General features: G+C 70.6%; 23 protein-coding genes, 1 tRNA gene, 1 pseudogene and 1 riboswitch. Of the genes and pseudogenes, 8 read left to right on the top strand and 17 right to left on the bottom strand.

Translation table 11 applies throughout. The features are described from left to right. Positions 1 to 122: 122 nt before the first annotated feature. On the top strand, positions 123 to 1,052 hold the full coding sequence (locus tag DVK44_RS21240) for a hypothetical protein (RefSeq protein WP_181957656.1): 930 nt from the start codon (positions 123 to 125) through the stop codon (positions 1,050 to 1,052). On the opposite strand, the gene DVK44_RS21235 is transcribed toward DVK44_RS21240, so the two are convergent. Beyond that, positions 1,036 to 1,365: a hypothetical protein gene (locus DVK44_RS21235; RefSeq protein ID WP_114661083.1), complete on the bottom strand. Its 330-nt coding sequence runs from the start codon at positions 1,363 to 1,365 to the stop codon at positions 1,036 to 1,038. The two genes, DVK44_RS21240 and DVK44_RS21235, sit on opposite strands and share 17 nt — an antisense overlap. A gap of 114 nt (positions 1,366 to 1,479) precedes the next feature. On the opposite strand from DVK44_RS21235, the gene DVK44_RS21230 reads away from it, so the two are divergent. Further along, positions 1,480 to 1,710 (top strand): DUF4287 domain-containing protein, encoded by a 231-nt coding sequence (locus DVK44_RS21230; RefSeq protein ID WP_114661082.1) that lies wholly within the window; start codon positions 1,480 to 1,482, stop codon positions 1,708 to 1,710. A 101-nt stretch (positions 1,711 to 1,811) separates the two neighbouring features. Here DVK44_RS21230 and DVK44_RS21225 read toward each other — a convergent pair whose 3' ends face one another. Together DVK44_RS21225 and DVK44_RS21220 are read right to left on the bottom strand one after the other, a co-directional pair. Next, the gene (locus tag DVK44_RS21225) at positions 1,812 to 2,675 is read right to left on the bottom strand and encodes a Bax inhibitor-1/YccA family protein (protein ID WP_114661081.1); all 864 of its coding nucleotides are present in this window, start codon (positions 2,673 to 2,675) and stop codon (positions 1,812 to 1,814) included. 208 nt (positions 2,676 to 2,883) lie between these two features. Further along, a tRNA-Leu gene (locus DVK44_RS21220) sits at positions 2,884 to 2,966 on the bottom strand. Positions 2,967 to 3,348: 382 nt separating this feature from the next. Here DVK44_RS21220 and DVK44_RS21215 point away from each other — a divergent pair. Together DVK44_RS21215 and DVK44_RS21210 are read left to right on the top strand one after the other, a co-directional pair. Next, entirely contained in the window at positions 3,349 to 4,119 is a 771-nt protein-coding gene (locus tag DVK44_RS21215; protein ID WP_114661080.1) for an ABC transporter ATP-binding protein, read from the top strand. 119 nt (positions 4,120 to 4,238) lie between these two features. Further along, positions 4,239 to 6,848 (top strand): ABC transporter permease, encoded by a 2,610-nt coding sequence (locus DVK44_RS21210; protein ID WP_114661079.1) that lies wholly within the window; start codon positions 4,239 to 4,241, stop codon positions 6,846 to 6,848. Positions 6,849 to 6,969: 121 nt separating this feature from the next. Here the strand turns inward: DVK44_RS21210 and DVK44_RS21205 are convergent, their stop codons facing one another. The 3 genes from DVK44_RS21205 to DVK44_RS21195 form a co-directional block, all read right to left on the bottom strand. After that, positions 6,970 to 8,226, bottom strand: coding sequence for a phospholipase D-like domain-containing protein (locus DVK44_RS21205; RefSeq protein WP_228447296.1), 1,257 nt, complete (start codon positions 8,224 to 8,226; stop codon positions 6,970 to 6,972). Positions 8,227 to 8,387: 161 nt separating this feature from the next. Further along, positions 8,388 to 9,689, bottom strand: a complete 1,302-nt coding sequence (locus tag DVK44_RS21200) for an SAM-dependent methyltransferase (RefSeq protein WP_114661078.1) — start codon at positions 9,687 to 9,689, stop codon at positions 8,388 to 8,390. 243 nt (positions 9,690 to 9,932) lie between these two features. Then, positions 9,933 to 11,318: an NAD(P)/FAD-dependent oxidoreductase gene (locus DVK44_RS21195; RefSeq protein WP_114661077.1), complete on the bottom strand. Its 1,386-nt coding sequence runs from the start codon at positions 11,316 to 11,318 to the stop codon at positions 9,933 to 9,935. Between the two features lie 400 nt (positions 11,319 to 11,718). Here DVK44_RS21195 and DVK44_RS21190 point away from each other — a divergent pair, with 400 nt between their 5' ends. Both DVK44_RS21190 and DVK44_RS21185 read left to right on the top strand, forming a co-directional pair. Then, entirely contained in the window at positions 11,719 to 11,991 is a 273-nt protein-coding gene (locus DVK44_RS21190; protein WP_114661076.1) for a type II toxin-antitoxin system Phd/YefM family antitoxin, read from the top strand. After that, complete coding sequence (locus tag DVK44_RS21185; RefSeq protein ID WP_114661075.1) at positions 11,988 to 12,257, top strand: type II toxin-antitoxin system RelE family toxin; 270 nt, start codon at positions 11,988 to 11,990, stop codon at positions 12,255 to 12,257. The genes DVK44_RS21190 and DVK44_RS21185 overlap by 4 nt, the downstream gene beginning before the upstream one ends. Before the next feature lie 4 nt (positions 12,258 to 12,261). On the opposite strand, the gene DVK44_RS21180 is transcribed toward DVK44_RS21185, so the two are convergent. From DVK44_RS21180 to DVK44_RS21135, 10 genes are all read right to left on the bottom strand, one after another. Continuing rightward, positions 12,262 to 13,203 carry a Ppx/GppA phosphatase family protein gene (locus tag DVK44_RS21180; protein ID WP_114661074.1) on the bottom strand — a complete coding sequence of 314 codons (942 nt, stop codon included), beginning with the start codon at positions 13,201 to 13,203 and terminating at the stop codon, positions 12,262 to 12,264. After that, a complete protein-coding gene (locus DVK44_RS21175) occupies positions 13,200 to 13,754 on the bottom strand; it encodes a DUF501 domain-containing protein (RefSeq protein ID WP_114661073.1) in 555 nt (184 codons plus the stop codon). The genes DVK44_RS21180 and DVK44_RS21175 overlap by 4 nt, the downstream gene beginning before the upstream one ends. Positions 13,755 to 13,811: 57 nt before the next feature. Then, positions 13,812 to 14,288 (bottom strand): FtsB family cell division protein, encoded by a 477-nt coding sequence (locus tag DVK44_RS21170; protein ID WP_114661072.1) that lies wholly within the window; start codon positions 14,286 to 14,288, stop codon positions 13,812 to 13,814. A gap of 130 nt (positions 14,289 to 14,418) precedes the next feature. Continuing rightward, entirely contained in the window at positions 14,419 to 15,708 is a 1,290-nt protein-coding gene (gene eno / locus DVK44_RS21165) for a phosphopyruvate hydratase (protein ID WP_114661071.1), read from the bottom strand. Positions 15,709 to 15,988: 280 nt separating this feature from the next. Further along, positions 15,989 to 16,708: a transglycosylase family protein gene (locus DVK44_RS21160; RefSeq protein ID WP_114665329.1), complete on the bottom strand. Its 720-nt coding sequence runs from the start codon at positions 16,706 to 16,708 to the stop codon at positions 15,989 to 15,991. Positions 16,709 to 16,714: 6 nt separating this feature from the next. Beyond that, positions 16,715 to 16,888, bottom strand: a riboswitch (cyclic di-AMP (ydaO/yuaA leader). A gap of 351 nt (positions 16,889 to 17,239) precedes the next feature. Next, complete coding sequence (locus tag DVK44_RS37675) at positions 17,240 to 18,070, bottom strand: transglycosylase family protein (protein ID WP_181957494.1); 831 nt, start codon at positions 18,068 to 18,070, stop codon at positions 17,240 to 17,242. Between the two features lie 136 nt (positions 18,071 to 18,206). Then, the gene (locus DVK44_RS21150) at positions 18,207 to 19,496 is read right to left on the bottom strand and encodes a cytochrome P450 family protein (protein WP_114661070.1); all 1,290 of its coding nucleotides are present in this window, start codon (positions 19,494 to 19,496) and stop codon (positions 18,207 to 18,209) included. Between the two features lie 141 nt (positions 19,497 to 19,637). After that, on the bottom strand, positions 19,638 to 20,810 hold the full coding sequence (locus DVK44_RS21145; protein ID WP_114661069.1) for an N-acetylmuramoyl-L-alanine amidase: 1,173 nt from the start codon (positions 20,808 to 20,810) through the stop codon (positions 19,638 to 19,640). 73 nt (positions 20,811 to 20,883) lie between these two features. Continuing rightward, entirely contained in the window at positions 20,884 to 21,894 is a 1,011-nt protein-coding gene (locus DVK44_RS21140; RefSeq protein WP_114665328.1) for a nucleoside triphosphate pyrophosphohydrolase, read from the bottom strand. 77 nt (positions 21,895 to 21,971) lie between these two features. After that, the gene (locus DVK44_RS21135) at positions 21,972 to 22,628 is read right to left on the bottom strand and encodes a SurA N-terminal domain-containing protein (protein ID WP_114661068.1); all 657 of its coding nucleotides are present in this window, start codon (positions 22,626 to 22,628) and stop codon (positions 21,972 to 21,974) included. A gap of 212 nt (positions 22,629 to 22,840) precedes the next feature. Here DVK44_RS21135 and DVK44_RS21130 point away from each other — a divergent pair. Beyond that, positions 22,841 to 23,926: pseudogene (locus tag DVK44_RS21130) on the top strand (acyltransferase family protein); the annotation flags it as partial. On the opposite strand, the gene DVK44_RS37255 reads toward DVK44_RS21130, so the two are convergent. Continuing rightward, positions 23,892 to 24,377, bottom strand: a complete 486-nt coding sequence (locus DVK44_RS37255) for a GtrA family protein (protein ID WP_114661067.1) — start codon at positions 24,375 to 24,377, stop codon at positions 23,892 to 23,894. The pseudogene DVK44_RS21130 and the gene DVK44_RS37255 overlap by 35 nt on opposite strands. Before the next feature lie 205 nt (positions 24,378 to 24,582). On the opposite strand from DVK44_RS37255, the gene DVK44_RS21120 reads away from it, so the two are divergent. Next, positions 24,583 to 25,851: an alpha/beta hydrolase family protein gene (locus DVK44_RS21120; RefSeq protein ID WP_114661066.1), complete on the top strand. Its 1,269-nt coding sequence runs from the start codon at positions 24,583 to 24,585 to the stop codon at positions 25,849 to 25,851. Positions 25,852 to 25,866: the final 15 nt, after the last annotated feature.

Raw genomic sequence — 25,866 nt, 5'->3', positions numbered from 1 at the left:
ACATAAGGCCCAAAGACCTGTCCAATTCGTGACGTAATGCACTGACGGTGGGCACGGGCTCACGACAAGCTGAGGTAGGAAGTCGGGGGTATCGATCGGAACGGGAGTAGTCAGTGAGCGCCATGTCTCTTGCCCTGCTGCTGACCACGGCCGCCGCCACGGCCGTGGGCGTCGCTGCCCTGCACGCCGCTCATGTGCTGCGTCGGCAGGTCAGCGCCCTGCGCGCGGAACTGGCGGCGAACCCGGGCGGTCTCACCGCGTCCGTACCCCAGGCCAGAACGCACCCCGTCGAGACGCACGCCATACGGACCGCGGTCGCCGAGGCCCTCGCCGAGGAGCGCGAGCGCGAGCTGGCCGAGGCGCGTGCCTTCTGGGCCGCGCAGGAGGCCCGGGACGCGTCCGACACGCCCCCGGCGATGCTGGGCGGCCTCGCGGGGCTCGGCACCGAGGACACGCCCTTCTACGTACCGCGACAGGCCGACTTCGCCGGGCTGGAGACGCCGCGCCCGCACGACGGGGCGGACGGCATGGGTGCCGACGGCGTCGGTCCCGACTCGCTCGACGGGCTGCTGGACGAGTTCACCGACTTCACTGACTTCGCCGACTACCCGGAGCTGACCGAGGTGGGCGGTCACGGCGAGGCGGCCGAGTACGCCGAGGACTCGGCCGAACTGGCCGCCGCCCGGCGCCGCCACCCCTCGCACCCGGACTTCGTCCCGGTCCGCACGCCCGTCGTCACCGACTACGAGCGGACCGTCGCACGGCTGGAGGAGCTGGCCGAGACCCGCACGGCGCTCGCGGACGTCCGGCCGGGCCCGCTGGGCACGCTCGACGTGTATGTCTTCGCGGACGGTACGACGCTCTGCATGACCCCGGGCCACCGTGAGACCGCCGAGCGGCTCGCGGAGGCGCTGCGGGCCGGTGCGGCCCCGTTCCTGCTGGGCGGCTCCGGTATCTCCGGCGCGTACGCGCTGACCTTCGCCTGCGGCGAGGACGCCGGGCAGGCCGGGCACATCTACATCCTCGCGGACCGGGTCATAGCCTCGCTCTAGCCGCCGCTTCCCCGACCGACCGCACGGCCTCGTCCAGCTCCCTCCGGGACGGGGCCGTTCGCAGTGCCTCCGCGAGGTCCTCGGCGGCGACGGTGAGCTGGTCCGCGACGACGAAGACCCCGGCGTCCGGCATGATCCGCGGCTCGCCGCCGTCCCCGCCGGCGGCGTCGAGCCGCTGGGCCCGTACGGAGAGATCCCTGGCGAGGGCCAGTGCCGCCGCGGCGGCGCCCTGCTGGAGCCGGCTCTGCGGCGCGGCGCGCAGCCGGTCGGCGAATCGGTCCGTGGCAGCCGTCAGCGGCGTGGTGTCGAGCACGGCCAGACCTTAGCGCCCGGCCGAGAAGAGTGGCGAACAGACCTTGCCATCGGCCCGGCACTGGGGCACGGTGGGCGTTAAGGACCAGTTCGCGTAGAGCGTCCGGAGGCGCCGATGTCCCTTGTCTTCTCCGAAGAGACCCATCGCAATCTCCTCGCCCGTATCCCCCATTGCACCGGTCGCGAGATCTCCGACTGGCTGCGCACCGTCGAGGAAGGCCCGTCCCTTTTCCGGTTCGAGGAGAAGGTCGCCTGGCTCAGGAGCCAGCACAACCTCACCTACGGGCACGCCAAGGCCATCGTCCACGAGTACGACCTGCGGCGGGCGGCCCGTCGGCTGCGATAGCGGCCACCGCGAGTCACCGCACACGAAGAAGGGGTCCCCGGGCAACAGCCCGCGGACCCCTTCGGCGCTTCAGGCGCGCGCCGTCTTCACTTCACGGTCGGCTAGTCGTTGCCCGACAGGATCGTGAAGAGACGCAGCATCTCCATGTAGATCCACACCAGCGTCACGGTGAGACCGAACGCCGCGAGCCAGGACTCCTCGCGCGGAGCGCCGTACGCGACGCCGTCCTCGACCTGCTTGAAGTCGAGCGCGAGGAAGCAGGCGCCGAGGATGATGCCGATGACACCGAAGAGGATGCCGAGGCCGCCGCTGCGGAAGCCGAGGCCGTCACCGCCGCCGAAGACGCTGAACAGCATGTTGGCGACCATCAGGAGCATGAAGCCCATGGCCGCGGCCATCACGAAGCCGTAGAAGCGCTGGGTGACGCGGATCCAGCGCATCTTGTACGCGAAGAGGACACCGGCGAAGACCGCCATCGTGCCCATGACCGCCTGGATCACCACGCCGTCGGCGACGTAGGTGCTTGTCACACTGCTGATGACGCCGAGGAAGACACCCTCGAAGGCGGCGTACGACAGGATCAGCGCGGGGGACGCCTTGCGCTTGAACGCCTGGACCAGCGACAGGACCATCGCCACCAGGAAGGCGCCAATGGCGATCCCGAACGACTTGCTGAGGTTGGCCGGGTCGACCGGCAGCAGGACCCACGACAGGACCGCGGTGAGCACGACCGTGCCCAGCGTCATGCCGGTACGCGTCACGACGTCGTCGATCGTCATGACGTCGGGGCGCGTGGGCGCCTGCGGGCCACCGAGCTGCGCGCCCTGCTGGGGCGCGTAGGGGTTGGTCGCGTACGGATTGGTTCCTACGGCGGGGCCCCCGGCCGTCGGCGCCGCGTTGAAGCCCGCGTGGCCGTTGTCGCGGCTGAAGCCCCGTCGCGAGAAGACCGGGTTACTGCTCCTCATCTCACTCCTCCATGGCCACCCAGCGCGGCCTTGCGTCAAGAGTAATGGGAGAGCAAAGGCTACGCTCTAGTGCTCGGGGAGGATCTTTCGCAAATCGCAACTCAGGGGGGTGACACACATCACGACAGAATGCCGCCGCAGAGAGCCCTCAGTGGGTCATGTACGCGTCATTCCAGTCGCCGGGCCACCGGGGTGGAGGCCGGTGATGTGCCCGGAGCCGGACTTGAACCGGCACGCCCCCGAGGGGCAGCGAGGTTTAAGCTCGCCGTGTCTGCATTCCACCATCCGGGCACGGCGCGCGACGCCGCGTTGGCACAGGAGCCTATCGGGACACACCACTCGAACAGCCGAGTGCCTACCCGATGTTGTCTTATTTTATTGACGTCTGAGGGTGCGTCAGGACACGTACCGGCCCATCGGCACATGCCGGGCGCCCATGGGCATCTCGTAACGAGGCTCCCAGGAATGACGAAAAGTCGCCGCCCGGTCACGCAGCAGACATGCCGGAGTACGCGTCTCAGGGGTCGTGTCATACCGCAGGAGGAGAACGCGGCCCTCCGGTCAGACTCAAGAGGGCACCGGGAACGGGCACGGGGAGGGACGCTTCCGGTCCGTACGGGCGGCGAGGATGAAGGGGTCCTCGCAGCCGGCCCGTCCGACAGGAGATCCATCCGTGACCACCACTCAGATCGCCCCCCGCTCGACCGCGGTCGCCGCCCGCGCCTCCGAGCTGTCGAAGGTCTACGGAATGGGCGAGACCCAGGTGGTCGCGCTCGACAAGGTGTCCGTGGACTTCGGGCAGGGCGAGTTCACCGCGATCATGGGACCCTCCGGTTCGGGCAAGTCCACGCTCATGCACTGCGTGGCCGGACTGGACAGCTTCAGCTCCGGGTCCGTACGGATCGGGGACACCGAGCTGTCGACGCTGAAGGACAAGCAGCTCACGAAGTTGCGCCGGGACAAGATCGGCTTCATCTTCCAGGCGTTCAACCTGCTGCCGACGCTGACGGCCCTGGAGAACATCACGCTCCCCATGGACATCGCGGGCCGCAAGCCCGACCAGCAGTGGCTGGACCAGGTGATCAGCATGATCGGGCTGGCCGACCGGCTCGGCCACCGGCCCACGGAGCTGTCCGGCGGTCAGCAGCAGCGGGTGGCGGTGGCACGCGCCCTGGCCGCGCGGCCGGAGATCATCTTCGGTGACGAGCCGACCGGGAACCTGGACTCGCGCTCCGGCGCCGAGGTGCTGGGCTTCCTTCGCAACTCCGTTCGGGAGATGGGCCAGACCGTGGTCATGGTGACGCACGACGCCACGGCCGCCTCGTACGCGAACCGGGTGATCTTCCTCGCGGACGGCCGGATCGTCGACGAGATCCTCAACCCCACCGCCGACGCCGTGTTCGACCGGATGAAGGCGTTCGACGCCAAGGGCCGTACCAGCTGACGCAACCGCCGGCGCTGACGTACCGCCGGCTCCGACGCTCCGCCGTCCCGGGCGTGTCCCCGTATCGCCCCCGGGCCCTGTCCACCTGCCCCGGCCCCCTCCTCACCAGGACTCCCACCATGTTCCGTACCGCCCTGCGCAATGTGCTCGCGCACAAGGCCAGACTGCTGATGACCGTGCTCGCCGTCATGCTCGGCGTCGCCTTCGTCTCCGGCACCCTGATCTTCACCGACACCCTCGGCAACGCCTTCCGCAACCAGAGCGCCAAGAGCTACAAGGACATCGCCGTCGGCGCCACCGTGTGGGACACCCGGGGCGACGGCGACTCCGCCCCGGACGGTGCGCCGGGCTCGGAATCCGGCTCGGACTCCGAATCCGACTCCGCGTCCGACTCCGCGTCCGGCAAGGGCAGTCCCGGGGCCTCCCAGAAGACCGTCGACCGGATCGCGGCGCTGGACGGCGTCGCCTCCGTCACCAGCCGCGTCAACGGCTTCGCCGGGGTCGGCGACCCCAAGGGCAAGCTGATAGGCAACGGCTGGTCCAACACCGGCAGCAACTTCGCTCCCGGCAAGGACGGCAAGGACCCCGCGTACGACTTCACCGAGGGCTCGGGCCCGGCCGAGGCCGGCCAGGTCGCCCTCGACAAGGACACCGCCGCCCGGGGCGAGTACAAGGTCGGCGAGAAGGTACGGGTGGCCACCAACGGGCCGGTGAAGGAGTACACGCTCAGCGGGATCTTCACCACCGAGGACGGCGCGGTCAACGCGGGCGGCAGCCTGGTGCTGTTCACCGAGAACGTCGCCCAGAAGCTCTTCCTGGAGCCCGGCTACTTCAGCGAGCTGGCCGTCACCGCGAAGCCGGGCGCCTCGCACGACAAGATCCGCGCGGAGATGGTCAAGCTCCTCCCCGAGGGCGCCGACGTCGAGACGGGCGAGCAGCGCGCGAGCGCGCAGGCCAAGGACATCGAGCAGGGCCTGTCGGGCCTCAACCAGATGCTGCTGGCCTTCGCCGGCATCGCCCTGTTCGTCGGGGTCTTCCTGATCTCCAACACCTTCACCATGCTGGTCGCCCAGCGCACCAAGGAGCTGGCGCTGCTGCGCGCCGTCGGCGCCTCCCGCCGCCAGATCAAGCGCTCGGTGCTGATCGAGGCCGCGGTGGTCGGCGTGATCGCCTCCGCGATCGGCTTCGTGATCGGCCTCTGCCTCGCGATCGGACTGCGCTCCGCGATGGGCCTGCTGGACGCGAAGGTGCCCGCGGGACCGCTGGTGATCTCGCCCACGGCGATCATCGCCGCCTTCACCGTCGGTGTGCTGATCACCGTCCTGGCCGCCTGGCTGCCCGCCCGCCGGGCCGCGAAGATCCCGCCGGTGGCGGCGATGAGCAGCGTGCACGCGGTCGCCACCACCAAGTCGCTGGTCGTACGGAACTCCATCGGCGGTGTCCTGGGCCTGATCGGCGCGGCCGTCATCGTGCTCGGCGCCACGGCCGACAACGACGGCGGATACATCATCGCGGCCGGCGCGTTCCTGACGATGATCGCCGTCATCGTGCTGATCCCGCTGCTGTCGCGGCCCGTCATCGCCCTCGTACGGCCGCTGCTCACCTCGGCCTTCGGGGTCTCCGGCAAGCTGGCCAGTCTGAACGCCGTCCGTAACCCCCGGCGCACCGGCGCCACCGCCTCCGCGCTGGCCATCGGGCTCACGCTGGTCACCACGCTCACCGTCGTCGCCGTCACGGTGGGCACCGCCATCGACAAGTCGACGTCGGACCACATCCGCGCCGACTACCGGGTGTCGATGGCCGGGTACGGCGATCTGGACCCGTCGGCGCTCGAAGCGCTGCGCAAGGCGCCCGGTGTGTCTGCGGTCTCGCCGCAGCAGATGACGTCGTTCGAGAGCAAGGGCGAGTACTACAACGCCACGGCGGTGGCCGCCGGGGACGTCGAGAAGGTCTTCAACATCATCACCGTCTCGGGCTCCATGGACTCGCTGTCGCGGAACGAGATCGCGGTCACCGAGGACCTCGCCAAGACCAACGGCTGGAAGCCCGGCGACACCGTCCCGGCGGAGTTCGGCGACGGCAAGACCCAGGATCTGAAGATCGGCGCCGTCTTCAAGGAGATCGACTTCCTCGGCCGGATGCTGACCTCCACCGAGCTGGCCGACGCGCACACGGTCAAGCCGTACATCACCGAGATCTGGGTGAAGATGGACGGCGGCGCGACCTCGGCGCACGAGCAGGCCCTCGTGGACGCGCTGGGCAAGAACCCGGCGATCAGCATCAACAACATCGAAGGCATCAAGAACGAGTTCAGCGGCATCATCAACACGATGCTGAACATCCTGTACGGCCTGCTGGCGATGGCCCTGATCATCGCGGTCCTGGGCGTCGTCAACACGCTGGCGATGTCCGTCTTCGAACGGCAGCAGGAGATCGGCATGCTGCGCGCCATCGGGCTCGACCGCACCAAGGTCAAGCGGATGATCCGGCTGGAGGCCGTGGTGATCTCGCTCTTCGGCGCGGTGATCGGGGTCGCGCTCGGGACCTTCCTGGGCTGGGCGATCGGCCGGTTCATCTCGGAGTCCATCCCGAACTACGCCCTGGTCATCCCGTGGGACCGGATCGCCCTGTTCATGCTGCTGGCCGGGGTGGTGGGCGTCCTGGCCTCGCTGTGGCCGGCGCGCAGCGCGGCGAAGCTGAACATGCTGACGGCCATCAAGACCGAATAGGCACGGAGGCGGGAAGCGAGCGGAAGGGCCGGGTCCGGGGAGCACCACTCCCCGGACCCGGCCCTTCCGTCGTGTACGGGTCGCGTACGGGTCGTGTACGGGGCGCGTACGGGCTCGCGCGTCAGCCCGCGCAGTACTCCATCAGCCGGTCGTGATTGGCCCTGAACTGCTCGTACAGCGCGTCGTTGTTGATCTTCAGCAGCGTCTCGTCGTTGGAGCGCAGCGCCTGCCAGGAGTAGTTGTGGCTGCCGGTCCAGACGATCCGGTCGTTGGCGGTGCCGGCGTATGTCCCCTTCACCAGCAGGTACTTGGAGTGCAGACCGATGTTCGGCGCGCCCGCCACCGGCGGGGCCTGCCAGCACTCGACGCGCTGGGTGAGCTTGCCGTACACGAGGGACCGGACGGTGGCGCCGAGCGACGGTACGCCGCTGCCGCCGCCGTTCGGATTGCCGTCGGACGCGAGATAGACCTTGCAGCCCGCGTTCTTCATGGCGACGAGCCTGCTGGCGATCTGGTCGCGGTAGAAGAGGTTCGCGGCGATCCGCACCTCGGAGGGGACCGCGGTGGAGCAGGTCACGTTGTCGAGGATGAGCTTGATGGTGTCGGTGGCGGGATCGGCCTTGTAGTCGGTCCCGTTCTCCTTGCGGGGGAAGAAGTACGTCTTGTACGCGGGGTTCGTCGCGCTGACGGGTGTCCGGTAGTACGTCGCGAGGCCCGCGCCGGAGGCGCCGTACGCGACCTGGTCGTTGAAGTACGCCCGGTAGTTGGCGTAGAGGCCGGCGTCGACGACCGTGACGGCGTTGTTGAAGAGATCGGTGCGCTGGACGCCGGTCATATTGGCCGAGGTCTGTACGACGACGTTGTCCGCGCCTCCCGTGCGGGAGAAGAGGAAGAACTTGTTGTGGTTGATCGCCGGTTTGCCGAGCGCGCGGTTGCCGACGCAGGAGCGCGTCCGCGGGCACGCCATCACCCAGGACGCCTGGGAGCGGTCGGTGCCGAGGGCCGCCGCGAGGTTCTCGTACTGGGCGCCGGTGGTGACCGTGGCGCGCGAGGCGTTGTCGAGGATCAGCCGTACGGCGACTCCGCGCCCGTGGGCGGCGATCAGGGCGTCGCGGACCTTGCCGTCGGTGAACGTGTACAGCGACATCGTGATCGAGCTGCCCGCGGGCGCGCCGGCGATCAGCGCGAGGATGTGGTCGCGGATCCGGTCGCGCTCGGCGGTGGTGCCCGCCGGGTCGTTGAAGAGGGCCCCCGTGGTGACCGTCACGGCCTCGGCGTCGGCGGCGGCGGCCGTGGCCGTGGCCGTGGCCGGCAGGATGCCTGCGGAGATCAGGACGGCTGCCGGAGCGGACAGCCAGGTTCTGCGGTGGCGTGGCACGCCGGCCTCCCGTTGGTATGACGCGCGGCGCACACGCCGAAGCCGCCGGACCGTGGTGTCCGGCGGCTCCGCGTGCGGGCCCGGGTGGCAGAAGGTATCAACCGGATGTCCCCGCCACCGAGGACATGTGACCGCTCGTCATACGAATGGCCCGGCAGTGCTCAGGCGGCGCCCCACAGCCGTGTCCGCAGGGGCAGCCCCGACGCGCCGCTCTCCGGGGTCTTCACCGCCAGGATCTGGTTGACCCCGATCCTGTTGCGCTCGAAGGACAGCGCGGACGCCGCCATGTAGAGCCGCCAGACGCGGGCGCGCCCGGCGGAGGTGGACCGTACGGCCTCGGCCCAGTGCTCCTCCAGGTTCGCCACCCAGCGGCGCAGCGTCAGGGCGTAGTGCTCCCTGATCGACTCGACGTCGCGGGCCTCGAACCCCGCCTCCTCCAGCGTGGCCAGGGTGCGGCCGAGCGGCGCCAGCTCGCCGTCGGGGAAGACGTAGGAGTCGATGAACGCGTCGACCCGGTAGCCGCTCTCGTCCCGCTCGGGGCGGCGGGCGATCTGGTGGTTGAGCAGCCGCCCGCCGGGCTTCAGGAGGCGGTACAGGTCGTCCGCGTATGCGCGGTACTGGACGGAGCCGACGTGCTCGGCCATGCCGATGGACGAGATCGCGTCGTACGGCCCGTCCCGGACGTCCCGGTAGTCCTGGACGCGGATCTCGATCCGGTCGGTGAGCCCTTCCTCGGCGATGCGCTTGCGGGCGAAGGCGGCCTGTTCGCGGGAGAGGGTGATGCCGGTGACCCGGGCGCCGTACTCGCGCGCGGCGTGCATGGCCATCGAGCCCCAGCCGCAGCCGACGTCGAGCAGCCGGTCGCCCTCCTTGAGGCCGAGTTTGCGGCAGATCAGGTCGAGCTTGTCGCGCTGTGCGTCTTCGAGGCCGAATCCCGGTCCGGCGTCCCAGTAGGCGCACGAGTAGACCATGGACGGGCCGAGAACCAGTGCGTAGAAGTCGTTGCCCACGTCGTAGTGGTGGCTGATGGCCGCTTTGTCGCGGCGCTTGGTGTGCAGCGCCCCGGTCCGCCGGCGGATCTCCTCGGCGGGCGGGGCGGGCGGCGGCCAGGGTCCGGCGATCCGGACGAGACCGCGGGCGGCGGCCCGCATACGGGGGTCCCGTACGGGATGGACGGCGTCCTTGGCGTCGGCGCCGCGCTCCCAGATGATGCCGGCGAGCCGGTCGAGGGCGGCGTAGAGATCGCCCTCCACATCGATCTCCCCGGCCACCCAGGCACGGGCGAGGCCCAGCTCCCCGGGCTTCCAGAGCAGCCTGCGCAGGGCACGGCGATTGCGGATGATCAGGGTCGGCGCGTCCCGGGGACCGGACTCGCTGCCGTCCCAGGCACGGATACGGACCGGGAGCGGGGCCCCCAGCAACTCTTCGGCGAGAGTGGTGAGCCGCAGTGCGGCGTCGGCCATGGCGTCTACCTCCGTGGTGGTGGATACCGGACGTGCTCCACTCCACGTAAACACCGCGAGAGGGTCCGCGCAGTCCCGGCGACGCGCAATGTGACGGCAAATTACCTGCATCCACCACGTGCCTTGCGCCCGTGGCCGTCATGCTCCGGCCGCGGGCGCGCCAGAAGGGCCGTCCGCACCACGGATGGCGGACGGCCCTTCTGTCAGGCTCTCAGCGGCTCACCAGGAGCCGCGGGCGGCGCCTCAGGACGCCTTGGCGGTCTCCGGCGCGGCCGACGCGGCGGCCGGCGGCGGGCTGGGCTTGGCGGCCTCGTAGAACTCCTCGCGCGGCGTCTCCATGGCGCCGAGCGAGACGACCTCGCGCTTGAGGAACATGGCGAGCGTCCAGTCCGCGAAGATCCGGATCTTGCGGTTCCAGGTCGGCATGGCCAGACCGTGGTAGCCGCGGTGCATGTACCAGGCGAGCCGGCCCTTGATCTTGAACTTCATCTTGCCCATGACGATCATCGCGACGCCCTTGTGGACCCCGAGACCGGCGACCGCGCCCTTGTTGGCGTGGCTGTACTCGCCCTGCGGGAAGCCCCGCATACCGGAGATCACGTTGTCGCCGAGGACCTTCGCCTGCCGCAGCGCGTGCTGGGCGTTGGGCGGGCACCAGGCGTTCGGGTTGCCGGCCTTGCGGCCGATGACGTCCGGGACCTGGGCGTTGTCGCCGGCGGCCCAGATGTAGTCGGTGCCCTGCACCTGGAGCTTCTCGTTGGTGTCCACGTGGCCGCGGGGGCCGAGCGGGAGACCGAAGCGGGCGAGCGCCGGGTTCGGCTTGACGCCGGCGGTCCAGACGATCGTCTCGGAGTCGACCTCCAGGCCGTTGTTGAGCTTCACATGGCCGTCCACGCAGGACTCCATGCTCGTCTGGAGGTAGATCTCGATGCCGCGGCCCTCAAGGTGCTCCTTGCCCCAGGCGCCCAGCTTGGGGCCGACCTCGGGAAGGATCTTGTCGGCGACGTCGACGAGCACGAAGCGCATGTCCTCGCGCTTCACGTTCGTGTAGTACTTGGCCGCGTCCCGCGCCAGGTCCTCGACCTCACCGATGGTCTCCGCGCCGGCGAAGCCGCCGCCCACGAAGACGAAGGTCAGCGCCTTGCGGCGGACCTCCTCGTCGGTGGTGGAGTCGGCCTTGTCGAGCTGCTCCAGCACATGGTTGCGCAGCCCTATGGCCTCCTCGATGCCCTTCATGCCGATGCCCTGCTCGGCGAGGCCGGGGATCGGGAAGGTACGGGAGACCGCGCCGAGCGCGACGACCAGATAGTCGAACGGCAGCTCGTACGCCTCGCCGACGAGCGGCGCGACCGTGGCGACCTTGCGGTCCTGGTCGATGGTGGTGACCCGCCCGGTGAGCACCTCGGCCTTGGGCAGCACGCGTCGCAGCGGTACGACGACATGCCGAGGCGAAATGCTGCCGGCGGCGGCTTCGGGGAGGAAGGGCTGGTACGTCATGTACGAGCGGGGGTCGACGACCGTGACGGTCGCCTCCCCGTAGCGCATCTTCTTCAGAATGCGACGAGCTGCGTACAGGCCAACGTACCCACCGCCTACAACGAGGATCCTGGGACGCTCCGTGGTGCTCATGCCATCGAGTATCCACCCCCCTCGGAGGGGGTGCTCGTGAGCCCCTTCACAAGGACCCACCCCCCTAGTGCTACACTGCGCGGCTCACGTGACCGAGGTCGCACTCCACCGGGGGAACCGGATCATGGGTTTGAACGTTGTACACCCCTTGTGAGCTGCCCCTCCGCACCTCACCCGATACCGGGCCAACTCCCCGATTCACGCCTCCGTAACGCGCCCGGAATCACCCCGTACAAGGGCGCCGGCGCCCTGCGCTCCTGACAGACGGCCCCGGACGGCGGTACGGGCGCCCATCAGGGCCGAATTCCTTGTGAAGAACTTCACGAACTTTCTCGTGAGGCGCGGCGGCGGCCGCGGCGGGACTCACTCCCGTGTACACGGAGGCGCGTACACTTCCCCTATGAATGAGAGCACTGTGACCGTACGGGAAGCCCGCGCGCACCTTGCGGACCACATCAATCGGGCCGAGCAGGGCACGCCCACGGTGATCACCCGTAACGGCGTGCCGGTGGCCGCCGTGGTGCCGATCGCGGACTTCTACGCGCTGGAGGAAGCCGCCGATGTGCTGCTCGCGCGGGAGGCGGAAGCCGTTCTGGCCGAGGACGGGCCGACCGTGACGATGGCCGAGCTGCTGGCCGACCTGTTCACCGAGCGCGCGGAGGACGCCGCGTGAAGTACGCGTTCCGGTTCACCGCGGCGGCGCAGCGGCAGCTGCGGGCCATCGACCGGCCCGCGGCCATGCGCGTCCTGGCCGCGCTGACCGCGCTCGGCGACGATCCGTACCGCGAGGACGCCGACGTCAAGAAGCTCGCCGGGCCCTCGGGCCTCTACCGGCTGCGGGTCGGCAACTACCGGGTCGCCTACCGGGTCGAGGACGACGCGCTCATCGTCCTCGTCGTCAAGGTCGGTGACCGGCGCGACGTCCACCGCCGTATCTGAGCACTCACTGGGCGTCGGGCACGCAGCTCCACGCGATGCCGTCCAGGATGTCGTGCTCGCTGACCACGACCTCGCGCGCGCCCGTCCGTTCCATGATGGCGAGCAGGATGAGGGAGCCCGCGCCGATGACGTCCACGCGGCCGGGGTGCATGACCGGGATGGCGGCGCGTTCGGTGTGGGTGGCGGTGAGGAGGCGGGTGGTGGTCTCCGCGACCCGGTCGTAGGGGATACGGGAGTGGTGGATCGCGGCCGAGTCGTACGCGTCCAGGCCCAGCACGATCGCGGCGACCGTGGTCACCGAGCCGGCCAGGCCGACCAGGGTGCGGGCCTCGCGCAGCGGGACGGTCTCCTCGGCGAGGTCGAGGGCCGCCTCGATGTCGGCCCGTATCGCGGCGATCTGTCCGGGAGTGGGCGGGTCGGCGGTCACCCCGTCGTGGACGAGATGGCGCTCCGTCAGCCGTACGCAGCCGATGTCCACCGACCGCGCCGCCCGTACCCGGTCGTCGCCGACGACGAACTCGGTCGAGCCGCCGCCGATGTCCACGACCAGCCGGCTGTCCGCGCCCGGCAGTTCCTTGGTGGCGCCGGTGAAGGAGAAGGCCGCCTCCTGGTCGCCGGTGATCACCTCGGGCTCCACGCCCAGGATGTCCAGCACGCCCCGGACGAAGTCGTCGCGGTTCTCGGCGTCGCGCGAGGCGGAGGTCGCGACGAAGCGGACGCGCTCGGCGCCGTGCTCCTTGATCACGGCCGCGTACTCCCGGCACGCGGCGAAGGTGCGCTCCAGCGCCTCCGGGGCGAGCCGGCCCGTCCGGTCCACGCCCTGGCCGAGCCGGACGATCGTCATCCGCCGGTCCAGCTCGGTCAGTTCGCCCGTCTCAGGGGCCGCGTCCGCGACCAGGAGGCGGATCGAGTTCGTACCGCAGTCGATGGCGGCGACCCTCGTCATGCCGTCCCCTCCTCGGTGTCCGGCGCGGCCACCGCCGCGCAGGGGCTCACGCACGGGCCCTTCGCCCACCACTCGGGCAGCATCGCGAGCGCCTCGTCCCCCAGCGGGTTCACCCCGGGGCCCGCCGCCAGCGAGTGGCCGACGAGTACGTGCAGGCACTTCACCCGGTCCGGCATCCCGCCGGCGCTGGGGAAGCCGGGCAGCACCTCGATGGCGTCGCGCCGGGCGAGATAGTCCTCGTGCGCCGCGCGGTACGCGGCGGCCAGCCCGGGATCGGTCGCGAGCCGCTCCGTCATCTCCCGCATGACCCCGTTCGCCTCCAGCGTGCCGATGGCCGAGGCCGCGCGCGGGCAGGTCAGGTAGTACGTGGTCGGGAAGGGTGTGCCGTCCGGGAGCCGGGGCGCGGTCTCGACGACATCCGGCTGTCCGCACGGGCAGCGGTGCGCGATGGCGCGCAGTCCGCGCGGCGGGCGGCCGAGCTGTTCCTTGAAGGCCGCGACGTCCGCCTCGGTCGGCTCGGTGCGTTCGGTCTGCGGAGGGGGCGTGTCCATGCCTGCCTTGGTCTCAATGTTCTGACGAGTCGTCTGTCGTGCGGGGGCTGCTGCCCGCTAGTTCTTCGGGCGGTCCGCGGTGTCCACGCCGTCCAGGACGTTCGAGTACCAGGGCCGGTCCGCCGACCCGCGGTTCTCGTCGCGCTTCTCCCGCGCCGTCTCCGGGTCGATCACGGTGTATCCCGTCTCCCCCGGCATCAGATAGTGCAGGTGCTCGCGCGCCAGCCGCTGGATGTAGGCGTCGTCGCGGAGCCGCGCCTTCTCGTCGCGCAGCTCCTCGACCCGCTGCTTCGCCTCGCGGGCCAGCCGTTCCTGGTCGGCGATCTCGTTCCGCTGCGACACGTACTGCCGCATCGGATACGCGAGCGCCACCACCATCGTGCAGACCACCAGGGCGAGGAAGGCCGCGCGCCCGGTGAGCCGGGAGCGGCGGTCCTGCCTGCGGTTCTGCGAGCGGTAGACCCGGGCGGCCGTCTGCTCACCGATGATCCGCAGCCTGGTCGCGGTGGAGAACCGGTCCCGGTTCCCGCTCATGGCCGCCCTCCCCTCCTACGTACGTACGTCCCCGGACACGGTACGGGACCGGGGCCGGGGACGTACGGACGACGGGCGGGCGGGCACCGGGCGGGCGCCCGCGTACCTCAGGGTCACCTCAGGCGGAACCTCAGGCGGAGCGGAACCGCGGGAACGCGCTGCGGCCCGCGTACACCGCCGCGTCGTCGAGGATCTCCTCGATACGCAGCAGCTGGTTGTACTTGGCGACGCGGTCCGAGCGGGCCGGGGCGCCGGTCTTGATCTGGCCGCAGTTCACGGCGACGGCGAGGTCCGCGATGGTGACGTCCTCGGTCTCGCCGGAACGGTGGGACATCATGCACTTGAAGCCGTTGCGCTGCGCCAGCTCCACGGCGTCCAGGGTCTCGGTCAGCGAGCCGATCTGGTTGACCTTGACGAGCAGGGCGTTGGCCGAGCCCTCCTCGATGCCGCGCGCGAGGCGCTCCGGGTTGGTGACGAAGAGGTCGTCGCCGACGATCTGGACCTTGGAGCCCAGCTGGTCCGTGATGACCTTCCAGCCGGCCCAGTCGTCCTCGTACAGCGGGTCCTCGATGGAGACGAGCGGGTACGCCTCGACCAGCTCGGCGTAGTACTCGGTCATCTCGGCGGCCGAGCGCGACTTGCCCTCGAACTCGTACGAGCCGTCCTTGTAGAACTCGGACGCGGCGACGTCGAGCGCGAGCGCGATGTCGCGGCCGGGGACGTAACCGGCCTCCTTGATGGCTTCGAGGATGAGGTCGAGCGCGGCGCGGTTCGACTCCAGGTTCGGCGCGAAGCCGCCCTCGTCGCCGAGGCCGGTGGACAGGCCCTTCTGCTTCAGGACCTTCTTGAGGGTGTGGTAGACCTCGGCACCCCAGCGCAGCGCCTCGGAGAAGGACTCCGCGCCGATCGGGGCGATCATGAACTCCTGGATGTCCACGTTGGAGTCGGCGTGCGAGCCGCCGTTCAGGATGTTCATCATCGGAACGGGCAGCAGGTGCGCGTTCGGGCCGCCGAGGTAGCGGAAGAGCGGGAGGTCCGAGGCTTCGGAGGCGGCGTGCGCGACGGCCAGGGAGACACCGAGGATGGCGTTCGCGCCGAGCGAGCCCTTGTTCTCGGTGGCGTCCAGGTCGATCATCGCCTGGTCGATCAGGCGCTGCTCGGTGGCGTCGTACCCGACCAGCTCCGGGCCGAGCTGCTCGATGACGGCGAGGACGGCCTTCTCGACACCCTTGCCCAGGTAGCGGCTGGCGTCTCCGTCGCGGAGTTCGACGGCCTCGAACGCACCGGTGGAGGCACCGGAGGGGACAGCAGCACGACCGGTGCTGCCGTCGTCGAGGCCGACCTCGACCTCGACCGTGGGGTTGCCTCGGGAGTCGAGGATTTCCCGGGCTACGACGACGTCGATGGACGGCACGAGCATCTCCTTCTGGGATGTGACGCGTGGGCGCAAGGTCTCATTGGCCTTGCGGCATGAGCCTAACCGGCCCGGAGTGATCGGTAGGCCGGAGGCTGCCCCTCTTGCCCCGTACCGACCAGTAACGGCCGGTTTCCGGGGCTCCGGCCCGGCGGCCGTGGCCCTGCGGCCGGCCCTGCGGGCGACCCGCCGGCCGGCCCGACGGCCGAAACCCCGGCCCGGCGCGTACGGGGGCGGCGCGCCGGGCCGGGGTGCTCAGGGGCGGGTGGGGCGTGCGGAGCCGGGGTCAGCTCAGGTGGAGCCGCTGGCCCGGGTAGATCACGTCCGCGTCCTGGACGATGTCCTTGTTCAGGTCGAAGACCTTCTTCCAGCCGCCCTTGACCTTGTGGGCCTCGGCGATCCTGGACAGCGTGTCGCCGGACTTGACCTTGTACTCGCCGTCACCGGTCTTGATCGTGACGGTGGCGCGGCTCTGGCTGCGCGAGGCGGCCGGCTGCTCCTGGGTGCGGGCCGGCTGCCGGGGCGCGGCCTGCTGCTTCGGGGCGGCCTGCTGCTGGGGCGCCGCCTGCTGCTTCGGGGCGGCCTGCTGCTTCGGCTGGGACTGCGACTGCGTGCCGGAGCCGCCGTTGTACGCGGCGCGCGACAGGTTGACGCCGCAGCTCGGCCACGCGCCCTTGCCCTGGCCGGCCAGGACCTTCTCGGCGACCGCGATCTGCTGGGACTTGGACGCCAGGTCGGCGCGGGGGGCGTAGGCGGTGCCGCCGTACGCGGCCCAGGTGGAGCTGGTGAACTGAAGGCCGCCGTAGAAGCTGTTGCCGGTGTTGATGGACCAGTTGCCGCCCGACTCGCACTGGGCGACCTGGTCCCACTCGGACGCGGTGGCGGCGGAGGCGGAGGTGGCGCCGATCAGCGGGGCCGCGACGGCGGCACCGGTGATTCCGGCGAGTGTGGCGTAACGGACCGCCTTGGACGGACGACGGTGCTTGGCCTTGCTCGAACGCAGCAGCATGAAGCATCTCCTCACCGACGCCTACGAGGTCAGCTGTCGGGTTCGGGCCAAGTGAGTTGCCCGGCCGCGTGCTCTCACACGCGGCTTCACCCCAAGCCGTCCCCGGACCGTCTCTCGACGGCCGGGACCGGCGCGAACCATTGGGTCCCCCGCTCCTGCCTTCGGCGCTTTACGCGACGACCACTCCCCCCGACCGACGGCAGGATTCGGCGTTTCGGTCGACGGGGCCCGCGGTGCGAGCGGTTCAGACCGTAATCACAGCCCGGGTGGTTGTTCAAAGAGGCACATCCGGGAGAAATCGCCCGTCCGGGCTTCAACGGCCTTCACGTTTCCGCAGGTGGGCCCGGGGATGACCCAACCGCCAGAGCAAATGACCCCAGTTGCGGCAAAGAGACCCTTGTCTCACTTACGCAGAAGCGGACATAGGCCACCGAAACACCCTCCGATCGGGCCATGTTTCGGATCGCGGCCAGGGGCCTGGCCAGGGCCGAACGGGGCGCCGCGGACGTCAACGGTGCCCCGTTCACCTCAGACCCAGCCGCCGACGACCTTCTGACTGCCGATCACGACCGAGAGGGGCTCGCCGCCGACGACGACGGACTCGCCGCGGCCGGTCTCCTCGCCGCCGTACGCGTCGCCGAGGCTTCCGTCGCGGGCGGTCGCGCTGCCGCGCGAGGCGCGGTCGTTCGGTTCGCGCTCTTTATCCGTATTGCCCGATGCGCCGTCATCCTCCTTGGCGGGGGCGCCCCGGTGCTTGCCCTTGGCGGGCGCGGAGGAGGCGTCGGCCTCGGGCGTGGCGGACTCCTTGGCGTCGCTCGCGGCCGGCGAGGGGGTGGTGGTCGCCGAGGGGGCCGTACCGCCCGTCTGGGTGCCGCTGTCGCCGTAGCCGGGGGTCTCGGTGCCGGAGGCGCCGTCCGTGGCGCCGGCCGCCGGGTCGGTGGTGGCGCTGTCCGAGCCGGTGCCGGTCGCGCCGTCGACGACGCCCCCGACGCTCTTCACGAGCCCGGAGACGACGGCGCAGCTCGACCACGCCTTGGTGCCCTGCGCCGCGAAGACCTTGTCGGCTATCTGGATCTGCCGGGAGCGGCTCGCCAGGTCGGGGCTGGCCGCGAACTCCGCGCCGCCGAAGGTGTCCCAGGTCTCCTGGGTCAGCTGGAGTCCGCCGTAGAAGCCGTTGCCGAGGTTGGCGCTCCACCGGCCGCCGCTCTCGCACTCGGCGACCCGGTCCCACGTGGAGGCTTCCGCCGCGCTTGCGCCACTGGCGGCGAGGAGCGGGATGGCGATGGCCGATCCCGTCACTCCTGCCGCGACGAGAAGGGCGGGGGCCTGTCGGGGACGGCGGTGTTTCCCGGAGCGCATGCGGTTGCCTTCCGTGTGTCTGTCGGTTCGACTTCAGCGTGTTGCTGCTGAGTCGTCGTGAACGTAGCGGTACTCGAACTGTTGTCACAAGTCGATGCAGCGGAGATCACGCGAAAGTCACAGTCTTGACGGGGCGTCAGTAATTCGTTCCGGGATTCCCCTCGGAATACCCCGCACTCGCCCTTTCGGACAATGGCGTGAACTGCACCGGAAGTGTGCGCAATCCACGCATGATGAGCCCGCCGCGCCAGCGCAAATCGGCAGGATCTTCCGCAAGCCGCACATCGGGCAGCCGGGTCAGCAGCGTCGCCAGCGCGGTCTGCCCCTCCACCCGGGCGAGCGGCGCGCCGAGGCAGTAGTGGATTCCATGGCCGTATCCGAGGTGCTGATTGTCACGCCGGGCGAGATCCAGCACCTCGGGATCGTCGAAGCGCGCCGGGTCCCGGTCGGCGGCGGCGAGGACGACCAGCACCGGGTCACCGGCGGCGACGCGCTGCCCGCCGAGGGTGAGCGGCTCGGTGGCGTACCGCCAGGTGGCCAGCTCCACCGGGCCGTCGTAGCGCAGCAGTTCCTCCACGCCGGTCGCCAGCAGTCCGGTCTCCCCGGCCGCCAGCGAACGCTGGAGCCGGTCGCGCTGCACCGGATTCCGCATAAGCGTGTACATGCCATTACCGATGAGATTGACGGTCGTCTCGAAACCGGCGAACAGGATGATGAAAGCCATCGCGGCGGCCTCATTCTCGGTGAGATGTTCGCCGTGGTCGCTCGCCCGGATCAGATCGGAGATCAGATCGTCGCCGGGATCCGCCCTTTTACGGTGAATCAGCTCGGCCAGATATCCGCGCATCTTCTTCACCGACCGCGCGACTCCGCCCCGCGGCCCGCCGCCATGCCGAATCATCATGCCGGCCCAGTCGCGGAAGTCGTCCTGGTCCTCCGGTGGCACGCCGAGCAGATCACAGATCGCGTAGATGGGAAGCGGGAACGCGAAATCGTGGATCAGATCCGCGGTCCCCTTCGCGGCGAATCCGTCGATCAGCCGGTCCGTCAGCTCCTGTACACGCGGAGCGAACACGGCGACGCGGCGGGGCGTGAACGCCTTCGACACCAGCCGTCGCAGCCGGGTGTGGTCCGGCGGGTCGATGTTCAGCAGGTGCGTCATCAGCTCGGCCTTGCGCTCGCCGGGGATCCCCGTCTTCCCCTTGGCGTGCGCCGGGCCCGCGTGGTGCGCGGAGTTCTTGGAGAGCCGCGCGTCCGCGAGGGCCTGCCGGGCGTCCGCGTACCGCGTCACCAGCCATGCCTCGACCCCGCTGGGCAGCACGGTCCGGTGGACGGGCGAGTGCTCGCGCAGCCAGGCGTACGCGGGGTACGGATCGGTGGCGAACTCCCAGCTGAAGAGTTCGGGGACGGTGTGGTTCTCAGACATGTCGGGCACCCACCGACCGTAGCCGCCGGGATGACGGGAGCTACGGCCGGAGGGGACCACCGGAGGGGACGGCCGAGGGGACGACAGGAGGCGATCACCGGATGAACGGAACCCCGGCCCCGTCCGTACTCAGGTGCACGACTACACGGTGACGCGCTCGCGCAGGGCAGCCAGCTCCGCGTACATCACGTCACCGGGGCAGTCGGTCGCCAGCCAGTCGCGGTGACCGCTGATCGACCGGACGTCCTTCGTGACGCCGTTGACCGGGTTGACGTAGGTGAGTTCCGCCTTCGGGTCGAGCCCGTGCAGCCGCGCCAGCGAGGACACCAGCCGGGTCAGCGCGTCCCGCGCCGCGTCGGTCGGCCCCTGCTCCATCAGATTGCCGAGCAGGGCGATACCGAGGTTCCCGGAGTTGAACCCGCCGACGTGGAAGGCGGTCACCAGCCTGCCGTCCGCGTCATGGGCGGGGACGCCGTCGTCCCCCGAGTAACGCCCCTCGTAGACCACTCCTTCCGCGTCGACGAGGAAGTGGTAGCCGATGTCGCCCCAGTCGTTGTCGATGGCGTGGAACTCGTAGATCGCCCGCACCGTGGCCGCCGGGTCGGGATCGGCGTTGGCCGTGTCGGTGTGGTGCACCGTGATCGTCTGGAACGGGTAGTAGACGGTCGGGGAGTTCTCCGAGCCGTCCGGCTTGAAGCGCTTGGACTCGTCGGCGCCCCAGGCCGCCCGCGACAGATAGGCCACGCCCCGCACCCGGGTGGTCGCCTCCGGGACGGCCACCTCGCGCTCCGGGCCCTTCGCCGTGTCGATGGCGTACGTACGCACGCCGGTCGCGCCCTCGGGGGCCCGCACCTGATAGCCGGCCGCCCCGCCCGCGGCGACCAGCGCCGCGCCGCCGTTCGCCGGTGAGCAGCCGCCGCTCAGCGGCTGCCAGGCGCCCTGGCCGCCGTCGGCGCGCCGGAGCCGGATCCCGCCGCCGTCGGCGGGCCCGCTCCAGCGCACGCCGACATGGCCGATGGGGAACGCGGCCTGGACGGGCCGCTCACCGGTGGCCGCCGCGGACCGGGTCGCGGGGAACGTCTCGACGCTCTCGCCGGGCCCGGCCTTCGTCACGGCGTCCGGGCCCGCGTCCGTACCGGCATCCGGGCCGGTGCCGCTCGGGGTCGCCGCCGAGACGACAGGAGTGACGACGGCCGCCGCGGCCACCGCCCCGGCGGCGCCGATCACGGCCCGCCGGGAGAACCGGGACAGAGAAGAAGGGGAGGGAGCGGCTTCCGGGGTGGCGGGAGCCGAATCCGTGGGGGGAACAGACATAGGGGGGCCGTTGCCTTTCAAGTTCCGTGCGCCGCTACGGCGTTCAGCCGCTGTCGGCGCGGGGAAGCGAAGGCTACGGGGTGCCGCCCGCCCGCTGTTCGGCGGCGTGGATCGCGTCCCGGTACGTACGGGCCGCGGCGCGCAGCGCGGTCTCCGGGTCGACCCCGGCGGCCTCCGCCCGTACCGCCAGCGCGAGCAGTTCGTACCCGATCCCCTCGCCGCCGGGCGGCGCGACCTCCAGACCGGCGGTGCGGACCCGGCTCGCGAGCTTGGCGGCGAGCGCCAGACCGGGCTGTCCGAGCGGCACCCCGTCGGTGACCGACGCGCGCCGCTTCTCGTCCGCTTTCTTACGGAGCCAGTGCGCCTTGACGTCCTCGGGGGTCTCGGCCGTCTCGTCCCCGAAGACATGGGGATGGCGGTGGATCAGCTTCTCCACGATGGTGCCCGCGACATCGTCGATGGAGAACGGCTCCTCGGGCTCCTCCTCGGCGATCCGCGCGTGGAAGACGACCTGGAGCAGTACGTCCCCCAGCTCCTCGCGCAGTTCCTCGCGGCTGCCGTCCTCGATGGCCTCGACCAGCTCGTACGCCTCCTCGATCGCGTACTTGGCGAGTTCCCGGTGGGTACGGACCGACGACCACGGGCACGCCACCCGGATCCGGTCCATGACCTGGACGAGATCGAGCAGCCGCGCGCCCGGCAGATCGTACGAACCGGGCAGCAGCTCCAGCTCGGGCATCCGGACCCGGCCAGAGCCCGCCAGCGCGGCGAGCCCGTCGGTGAGCGCCCGGGAAGGGTCACCGCCGCCGGCCCGGTCGCTCTCGCCGGGCGTCGGCAGGACCACGACCGTACGGCCGCCGGCGCACGCCTCGACCAGCTCGGCCGCGCCGGGCGCGGCCTGCTCGACGGTGATCCCGGCCTCGCGCAGATACGGCAGCTGCGGATGGCCGGGGTCGGCGCAGAGCACCCGGTCGGCGGCGTGCAGCGTCTGCCAGGCGGGCCAGGACAGCAGCCCGGGCGCGACCCGGTGGCTGGCGGTCAGCAGGACGATACGGCCGGGCGCGGCGGGAGCTTCGTGTGTCACCACTCGAACCTACGCCAGCCGGTCGCCGCTCCGGCGCCCGGCCCGATCCGTACACGACCGGCCCGATCAAGAGAGCGTCAGGCGGCCGGCGGCTGCTCCTCCGGTGCCTGCCGGGTGATCTGCTTGATCCACGGCGTCTTCGCCTCGCCCAGCCGGACCTGGGCGTTGTCCCAGCTGCCGTAGCGCGGATTGACGTCGATGCCCAGCTTCTTCGACGTCCTGGTCAGATCGGCCAGGACGATCTGCTGGCCCTCCGGCGTCGACGTGTTCGCGCCGAGCGCCTGCGACAGCTTGTTCAGCAGCACCTCGCGGCGGATCGCGGAGTCGATCTGGCCCGCCGAGAGCGCGCCCTGCTGGAGCAGCATCTCGACGAACTGCTTCTCGCCGCCCGACTGCGCGGCGGCCTGCTTCCGGGTGCTCTGGATCTCCTTGCGGCTGACCGTCACCCCGGCGTCGTCGGCGGACCGCTGGAGCACCCGGTCGAAGATCATGCCGTTCAGCTTGGCCTGGCTGAGCTGCCCGGTGTTCTTGATGAGCTGCTCGGCGTCGGGCGCCGCCCGCTGCGCGTCCCGTACGTCCCGTACCTCCGCCTGGAGCGCGGAGGTCTCGATCCGCTGCCCACCGACGACCGCCGCGGCGCCGGGGTGGGACTCACCACCGCAGGCGGTGAGGAGCGGTGCCGCGGCGAGCAGGGCGGCGGATACGGCGAGCGAGGTGCGACGGCGGCGGTGCAAAGGGGGCCTCCCGGCGTGATTGTGCGGCGATGCACAAGACCTTGCAGTGATCGATGGTAGGCAGTCTCCGTGGCCTGGGCCACTGGTTGGACCAACGATTCAGCGCCGGATTCGGGTACGTGCCCCGTTCATCCCCATGTCATCTGCCCGGACGGGCTGTTCATCCGGCGTACCGCGCACCGTTCACCGGGCGCCCCCTAGCGTGTCGCACCATGAAAGACGCGACACCGGCCCGTGTCCAGGACCGGATGCGCGCCTTGGACGGCCTGCGCATCCTGGCGGCGCTCATGGTCTGTCTCTACCACTACGCGGGCCGCGGCGGCCAGGTCACCGATGCCTGGGGCCGCTCGCCGAAGGCACTGTTCCCCGATCTCTCCGCGCTCGCCGTCTACGGCTGTCTGGGCGTGCAGGTCTTCTTCGTCATCAGCGGTTTCGTCATCTGCATGAGCAGTTGGGGACGGTCCCTCGGGGACTTCTTCCGCTCGCGCGTCTCCCGGCTCTACCCCGCGTACTGGGCGGCGATCGTCCTGGTCACCGCCGCGTGCCTGGTCCTCCCGGTCGTGAGCAAGCCGCTGCCCCTCAGCGAGACCCTGGTCAATCTGACGATGCTCCAGCAGCCGGTCGGGGTGCGCCGGGTGCTCGGGGTGTGCTGGACCCTCTGGGTGGAGGCGCGCTTCTATCTGCTCTTCGCGCTCTTCGTGGTGTGGAAGGGCGTCACCTACCGCCGGGTGGTGATCTTCTGCTGTCTGTGGACGGTGGCGGCGGTGCTCTCGGGCGTCGCCGAGGTCCCACTCCTGGACGCGGTCGTCATGCCGGAGTACGCGCCGTTCTTCGTCGGCGGGCTCGCGCTCTATCTGATCCACCGGTACGGAAGCGATCTGCTGCTCTGGGGCATCGTCGCCACCAGCTGGCTGCTCGGCCAGCACTACGCGACCGTCGCGCTCTGGAACCCTGCGGCCACGAACGTCTTCCAGCCGCGCTCGCCGTACATGATCCTGCTGATCGTCACATTCGCCTATGGGTCGGTCGCGGCGGTCGCGCTGGGGTGGCTGCGCCGGGTGAACTGGCGCTGGCTGACCTTCGCGGGGGCGCTCACGTACCCGTTCTATCTGATCCACGAACATCTGGGCTGGTTCGCGATCCGGGTGCTCCACCGCTACCTGGGACTGTCGGCGGCGGTCACCCTCATCGCGTCGGTCGGCTCGATGCTGGTGCTGGCCTGGCTGATCCACCGGCTGGTGGAGAAGCCGTTGGGCCCGCGGATCAAGCGGACGATGAAGCGGCAGGCCGAGCGTCTCCGTCCGACGGAGCCGGTCCCGGACCCGGCCCCTGCCCCGGTGCCGGTCCTTCCGTCTCCGCCAGCGCCGGTCCCGGTGCCCGATCGGGGCGGAGCATGATCATGCGGGAGACCATGAAGGTGATCGGGACGGCCGCCGCCGCGGTGATCAGCGGCGCGTAGCGGCTGCTCAGGCGCAACACGTCCACCAGCAGATAGACACCGGCCGTGGAGATGACGAAGTTCGCCGCGTTGGTGAGCGGGAAGAGCACGAACTTCCGCCAGGTGGGCCGGGTCCGGTAGGTGAACCAGCTGTTGAGGAAGAACGAGCCCGTCATGCTGAGCCCGAACGCCAGGACGTGCGACACGACGTACGGCAGCCGGTGCAGGAAGAACAGATAGCAGCCGTAGTACGTGCCGGTATTGACCACCCCGACCAGGGTGAACCTGACCAGTTGGTTGCGGACCTTCACACGAGGAGTGTGGCACAGCCCCGGTTGTCCTCACTTGTCCCCGTGGCCGCATGACAAATGTCAGCGGAAAGCGTGCGAAACGGCAGCGGGTGGCGGGCCGTGCGGCCCGTAGTTTCGGAGCAGGGGCCGGTTTACGCCCTTTCGGCCCGGCTCCACACCACGCCGGGGCTCCACCCCGCATCGCCCCGCACGAAGGAGAACCGCCATGCCGCGTTCCGTCCCGGACCGTCCGTCACGTACGGCGCTCAGCCGCAGGCGGCTGGTGGTGACCGGCACCGCCCTCGCGGCGGGCGCGGCGGCGGGCGTCGCGCTCGGCGGCACCGCCCACGCGGCCACGGCCGCCGCCCCCACGGCCACCCCCAAGGCGGCTCCGCCCGTACGGCTGACACTGCCGCGGCCGAGCGGACCGTACGCCCTCGGGACCGTCGCCCTCCATCTCACCGACCGGAGCCGCCGGGACCCGTGGGTGCCGTCCCGGCCCGCGCGCGAGCTGATGGCGCAGGTCTGGTACCCGGCGGCGAGCACTCCGGCGCGCGGCGGGCGTCCGCCGCTGGCGCCGTGGATGACGGCGGGGGCCGCCGCGGTGTTCCAGCGCACGGGGTATCTGCTCACCGAGTTCGCCACCCTGCCGCTCACCCACGCCCGTACCGGCGCGCCCGCCGACACCCGCGCCGGCCGGCGGCCCGTCCTTCTCTACTCGCACGGGCACGGCCAGTACCGCGCGTCCAGTACGGCGCTGGTCGAGGACCTCGTCAGCCACGGGTATGTCGTCGTCACCATCGACCACCCCTATGACGCGGGCCAGGTCGAGTTCCCCGGCGGCCGGGTGGCGGAGTACGCGATGCCGGACCTGACCGGCGAGGACGACGACCCGGTCATCCTGAAGGCTGTCGCCGTCCGGGTGGCCGACACCCGTTTCGTCCTGGAGGAGCTGTCCCGCCTCGTACGGAACGGCCCCCGGTCCGGACCGCTGCCGTACGGACTCGCCTCGGTCCTGGACCTCTCCAGGACCGGTATGTTCGGCCACTCCCTGGGCGGGGCGACCGCCGCCCAGGCGTTGGCGTCGGGGGTGCCGGTCGCGGCGGGCGCCGATCTCGACGGCAGCGTCTTCGGGCCGGTGCTGACGAGCGGGCTGCGCAAGCCGTTCCTGCTGATGGGCGAGGACGCCGACACCAATCCGAGCTGGGCCGCGTTCTGGCCCCGGCTGCGCGGCTGGCGCCGTAACCTCCGGCTGACCGGGACCCGGCACTTCTCGTTCACGGACTACGAGACGTTCCTGCCCCAGGTCGCCGGGCGGCTCGGCGCCACCCCCGAACAGCTGGCGGAGGTCATCGGGCCGCTGAACGGCGCGCGGGCGATCGACATCCAGCGCCGGTATCTGCGCGCCTTCTTCGATCTGCACCTGCGCGACCGCCGCGCCCCGCTGCTCGCGGGCCCCTCTCGGCGCTACCCGGAGGTCCGCTTCATCGGCTGAGGCCCAGGATCGGGC

The organism is Streptomyces paludis (assembly GCF_003344965.1).
Taxonomy (GTDB): domain Bacteria; phylum Actinomycetota; class Actinomycetes; order Streptomycetales; family Streptomycetaceae; genus Streptomyces; species Streptomyces paludis.
The sequence above is the reverse complement of the archived record's forward strand: the minus strand, read 5'-3'. Positions and strand labels throughout refer to the sequence as shown.

What these genes read in the sequence shown, in the direction of transcription:
- DVK44_RS21195 (WP_114661077.1), bottom strand. Translation starts at nt 11,318, where the DNA reads ATGAGCACCACGGAGCGTCCCAGGATCCTCGTTGTAGGCGGTGGGTAC.
- DVK44_RS21145 (WP_114661069.1), bottom strand. Translation starts at nt 20,810, where the DNA reads ATGTCTGTTCCCCCCACGGATTCGGCTCCCGCCACCCCGGAAGCCGCT.
- DVK44_RS21190 (WP_114661076.1), top strand. Translation starts at nt 11,719, where the DNA reads ATGAATGAGAGCACTGTGACCGTACGGGAAGCCCGCGCGCACCTTGCG.
- DVK44_RS21240 (WP_181957656.1), top strand. Translation starts at nt 123, where the DNA reads ATGTCTCTTGCCCTGCTGCTGACCACGGCCGCCGCCACGGCCGTGGGC.
- DVK44_RS21175 (WP_114661073.1), bottom strand. Translation starts at nt 13,754, where the DNA reads ATGGACACGCCCCCTCCGCAGACCGAACGCACCGAGCCGACCGAGGCG.
- eno (WP_114661071.1), bottom strand. Translation starts at nt 15,708, where the DNA reads ATGCTCGTGCCGTCCATCGACGTCGTCGTAGCCCGGGAAATCCTCGAC.
- DVK44_RS21230 (WP_114661082.1), top strand. Translation starts at nt 1,480, where the DNA reads ATGTCCCTTGTCTTCTCCGAAGAGACCCATCGCAATCTCCTCGCCCGT.
- DVK44_RS21200 (WP_114661078.1), bottom strand. Translation starts at nt 9,689, where the DNA reads ATGGCCGACGCCGCACTGCGGCTCACCACTCTCGCCGAAGAGTTGCTG.
- DVK44_RS21120 (WP_114661066.1), top strand. Translation starts at nt 24,583, where the DNA reads ATGCCGCGTTCCGTCCCGGACCGTCCGTCACGTACGGCGCTCAGCCGC.
- DVK44_RS21210 (WP_114661079.1), top strand. Translation starts at nt 4,239, where the DNA reads ATGTTCCGTACCGCCCTGCGCAATGTGCTCGCGCACAAGGCCAGACTG.
- DVK44_RS37675 (WP_181957494.1), bottom strand. Translation starts at nt 18,070, where the DNA reads ATGCGCTCCGGGAAACACCGCCGTCCCCGACAGGCCCCCGCCCTTCTC.
- DVK44_RS21225 (WP_114661081.1), bottom strand. Translation starts at nt 2,675, where the DNA reads ATGAGGAGCAGTAACCCGGTCTTCTCGCGACGGGGCTTCAGCCGCGAC.
- DVK44_RS21180 (WP_114661074.1), bottom strand. Translation starts at nt 13,203, where the DNA reads ATGACGAGGGTCGCCGCCATCGACTGCGGTACGAACTCGATCCGCCTC.
- DVK44_RS21150 (WP_114661070.1), bottom strand. Translation starts at nt 19,496, where the DNA reads ATGTCTGAGAACCACACCGTCCCCGAACTCTTCAGCTGGGAGTTCGCC.
- DVK44_RS21170 (WP_114661072.1), bottom strand. Translation starts at nt 14,288, where the DNA reads ATGAGCGGGAACCGGGACCGGTTCTCCACCGCGACCAGGCTGCGGATC.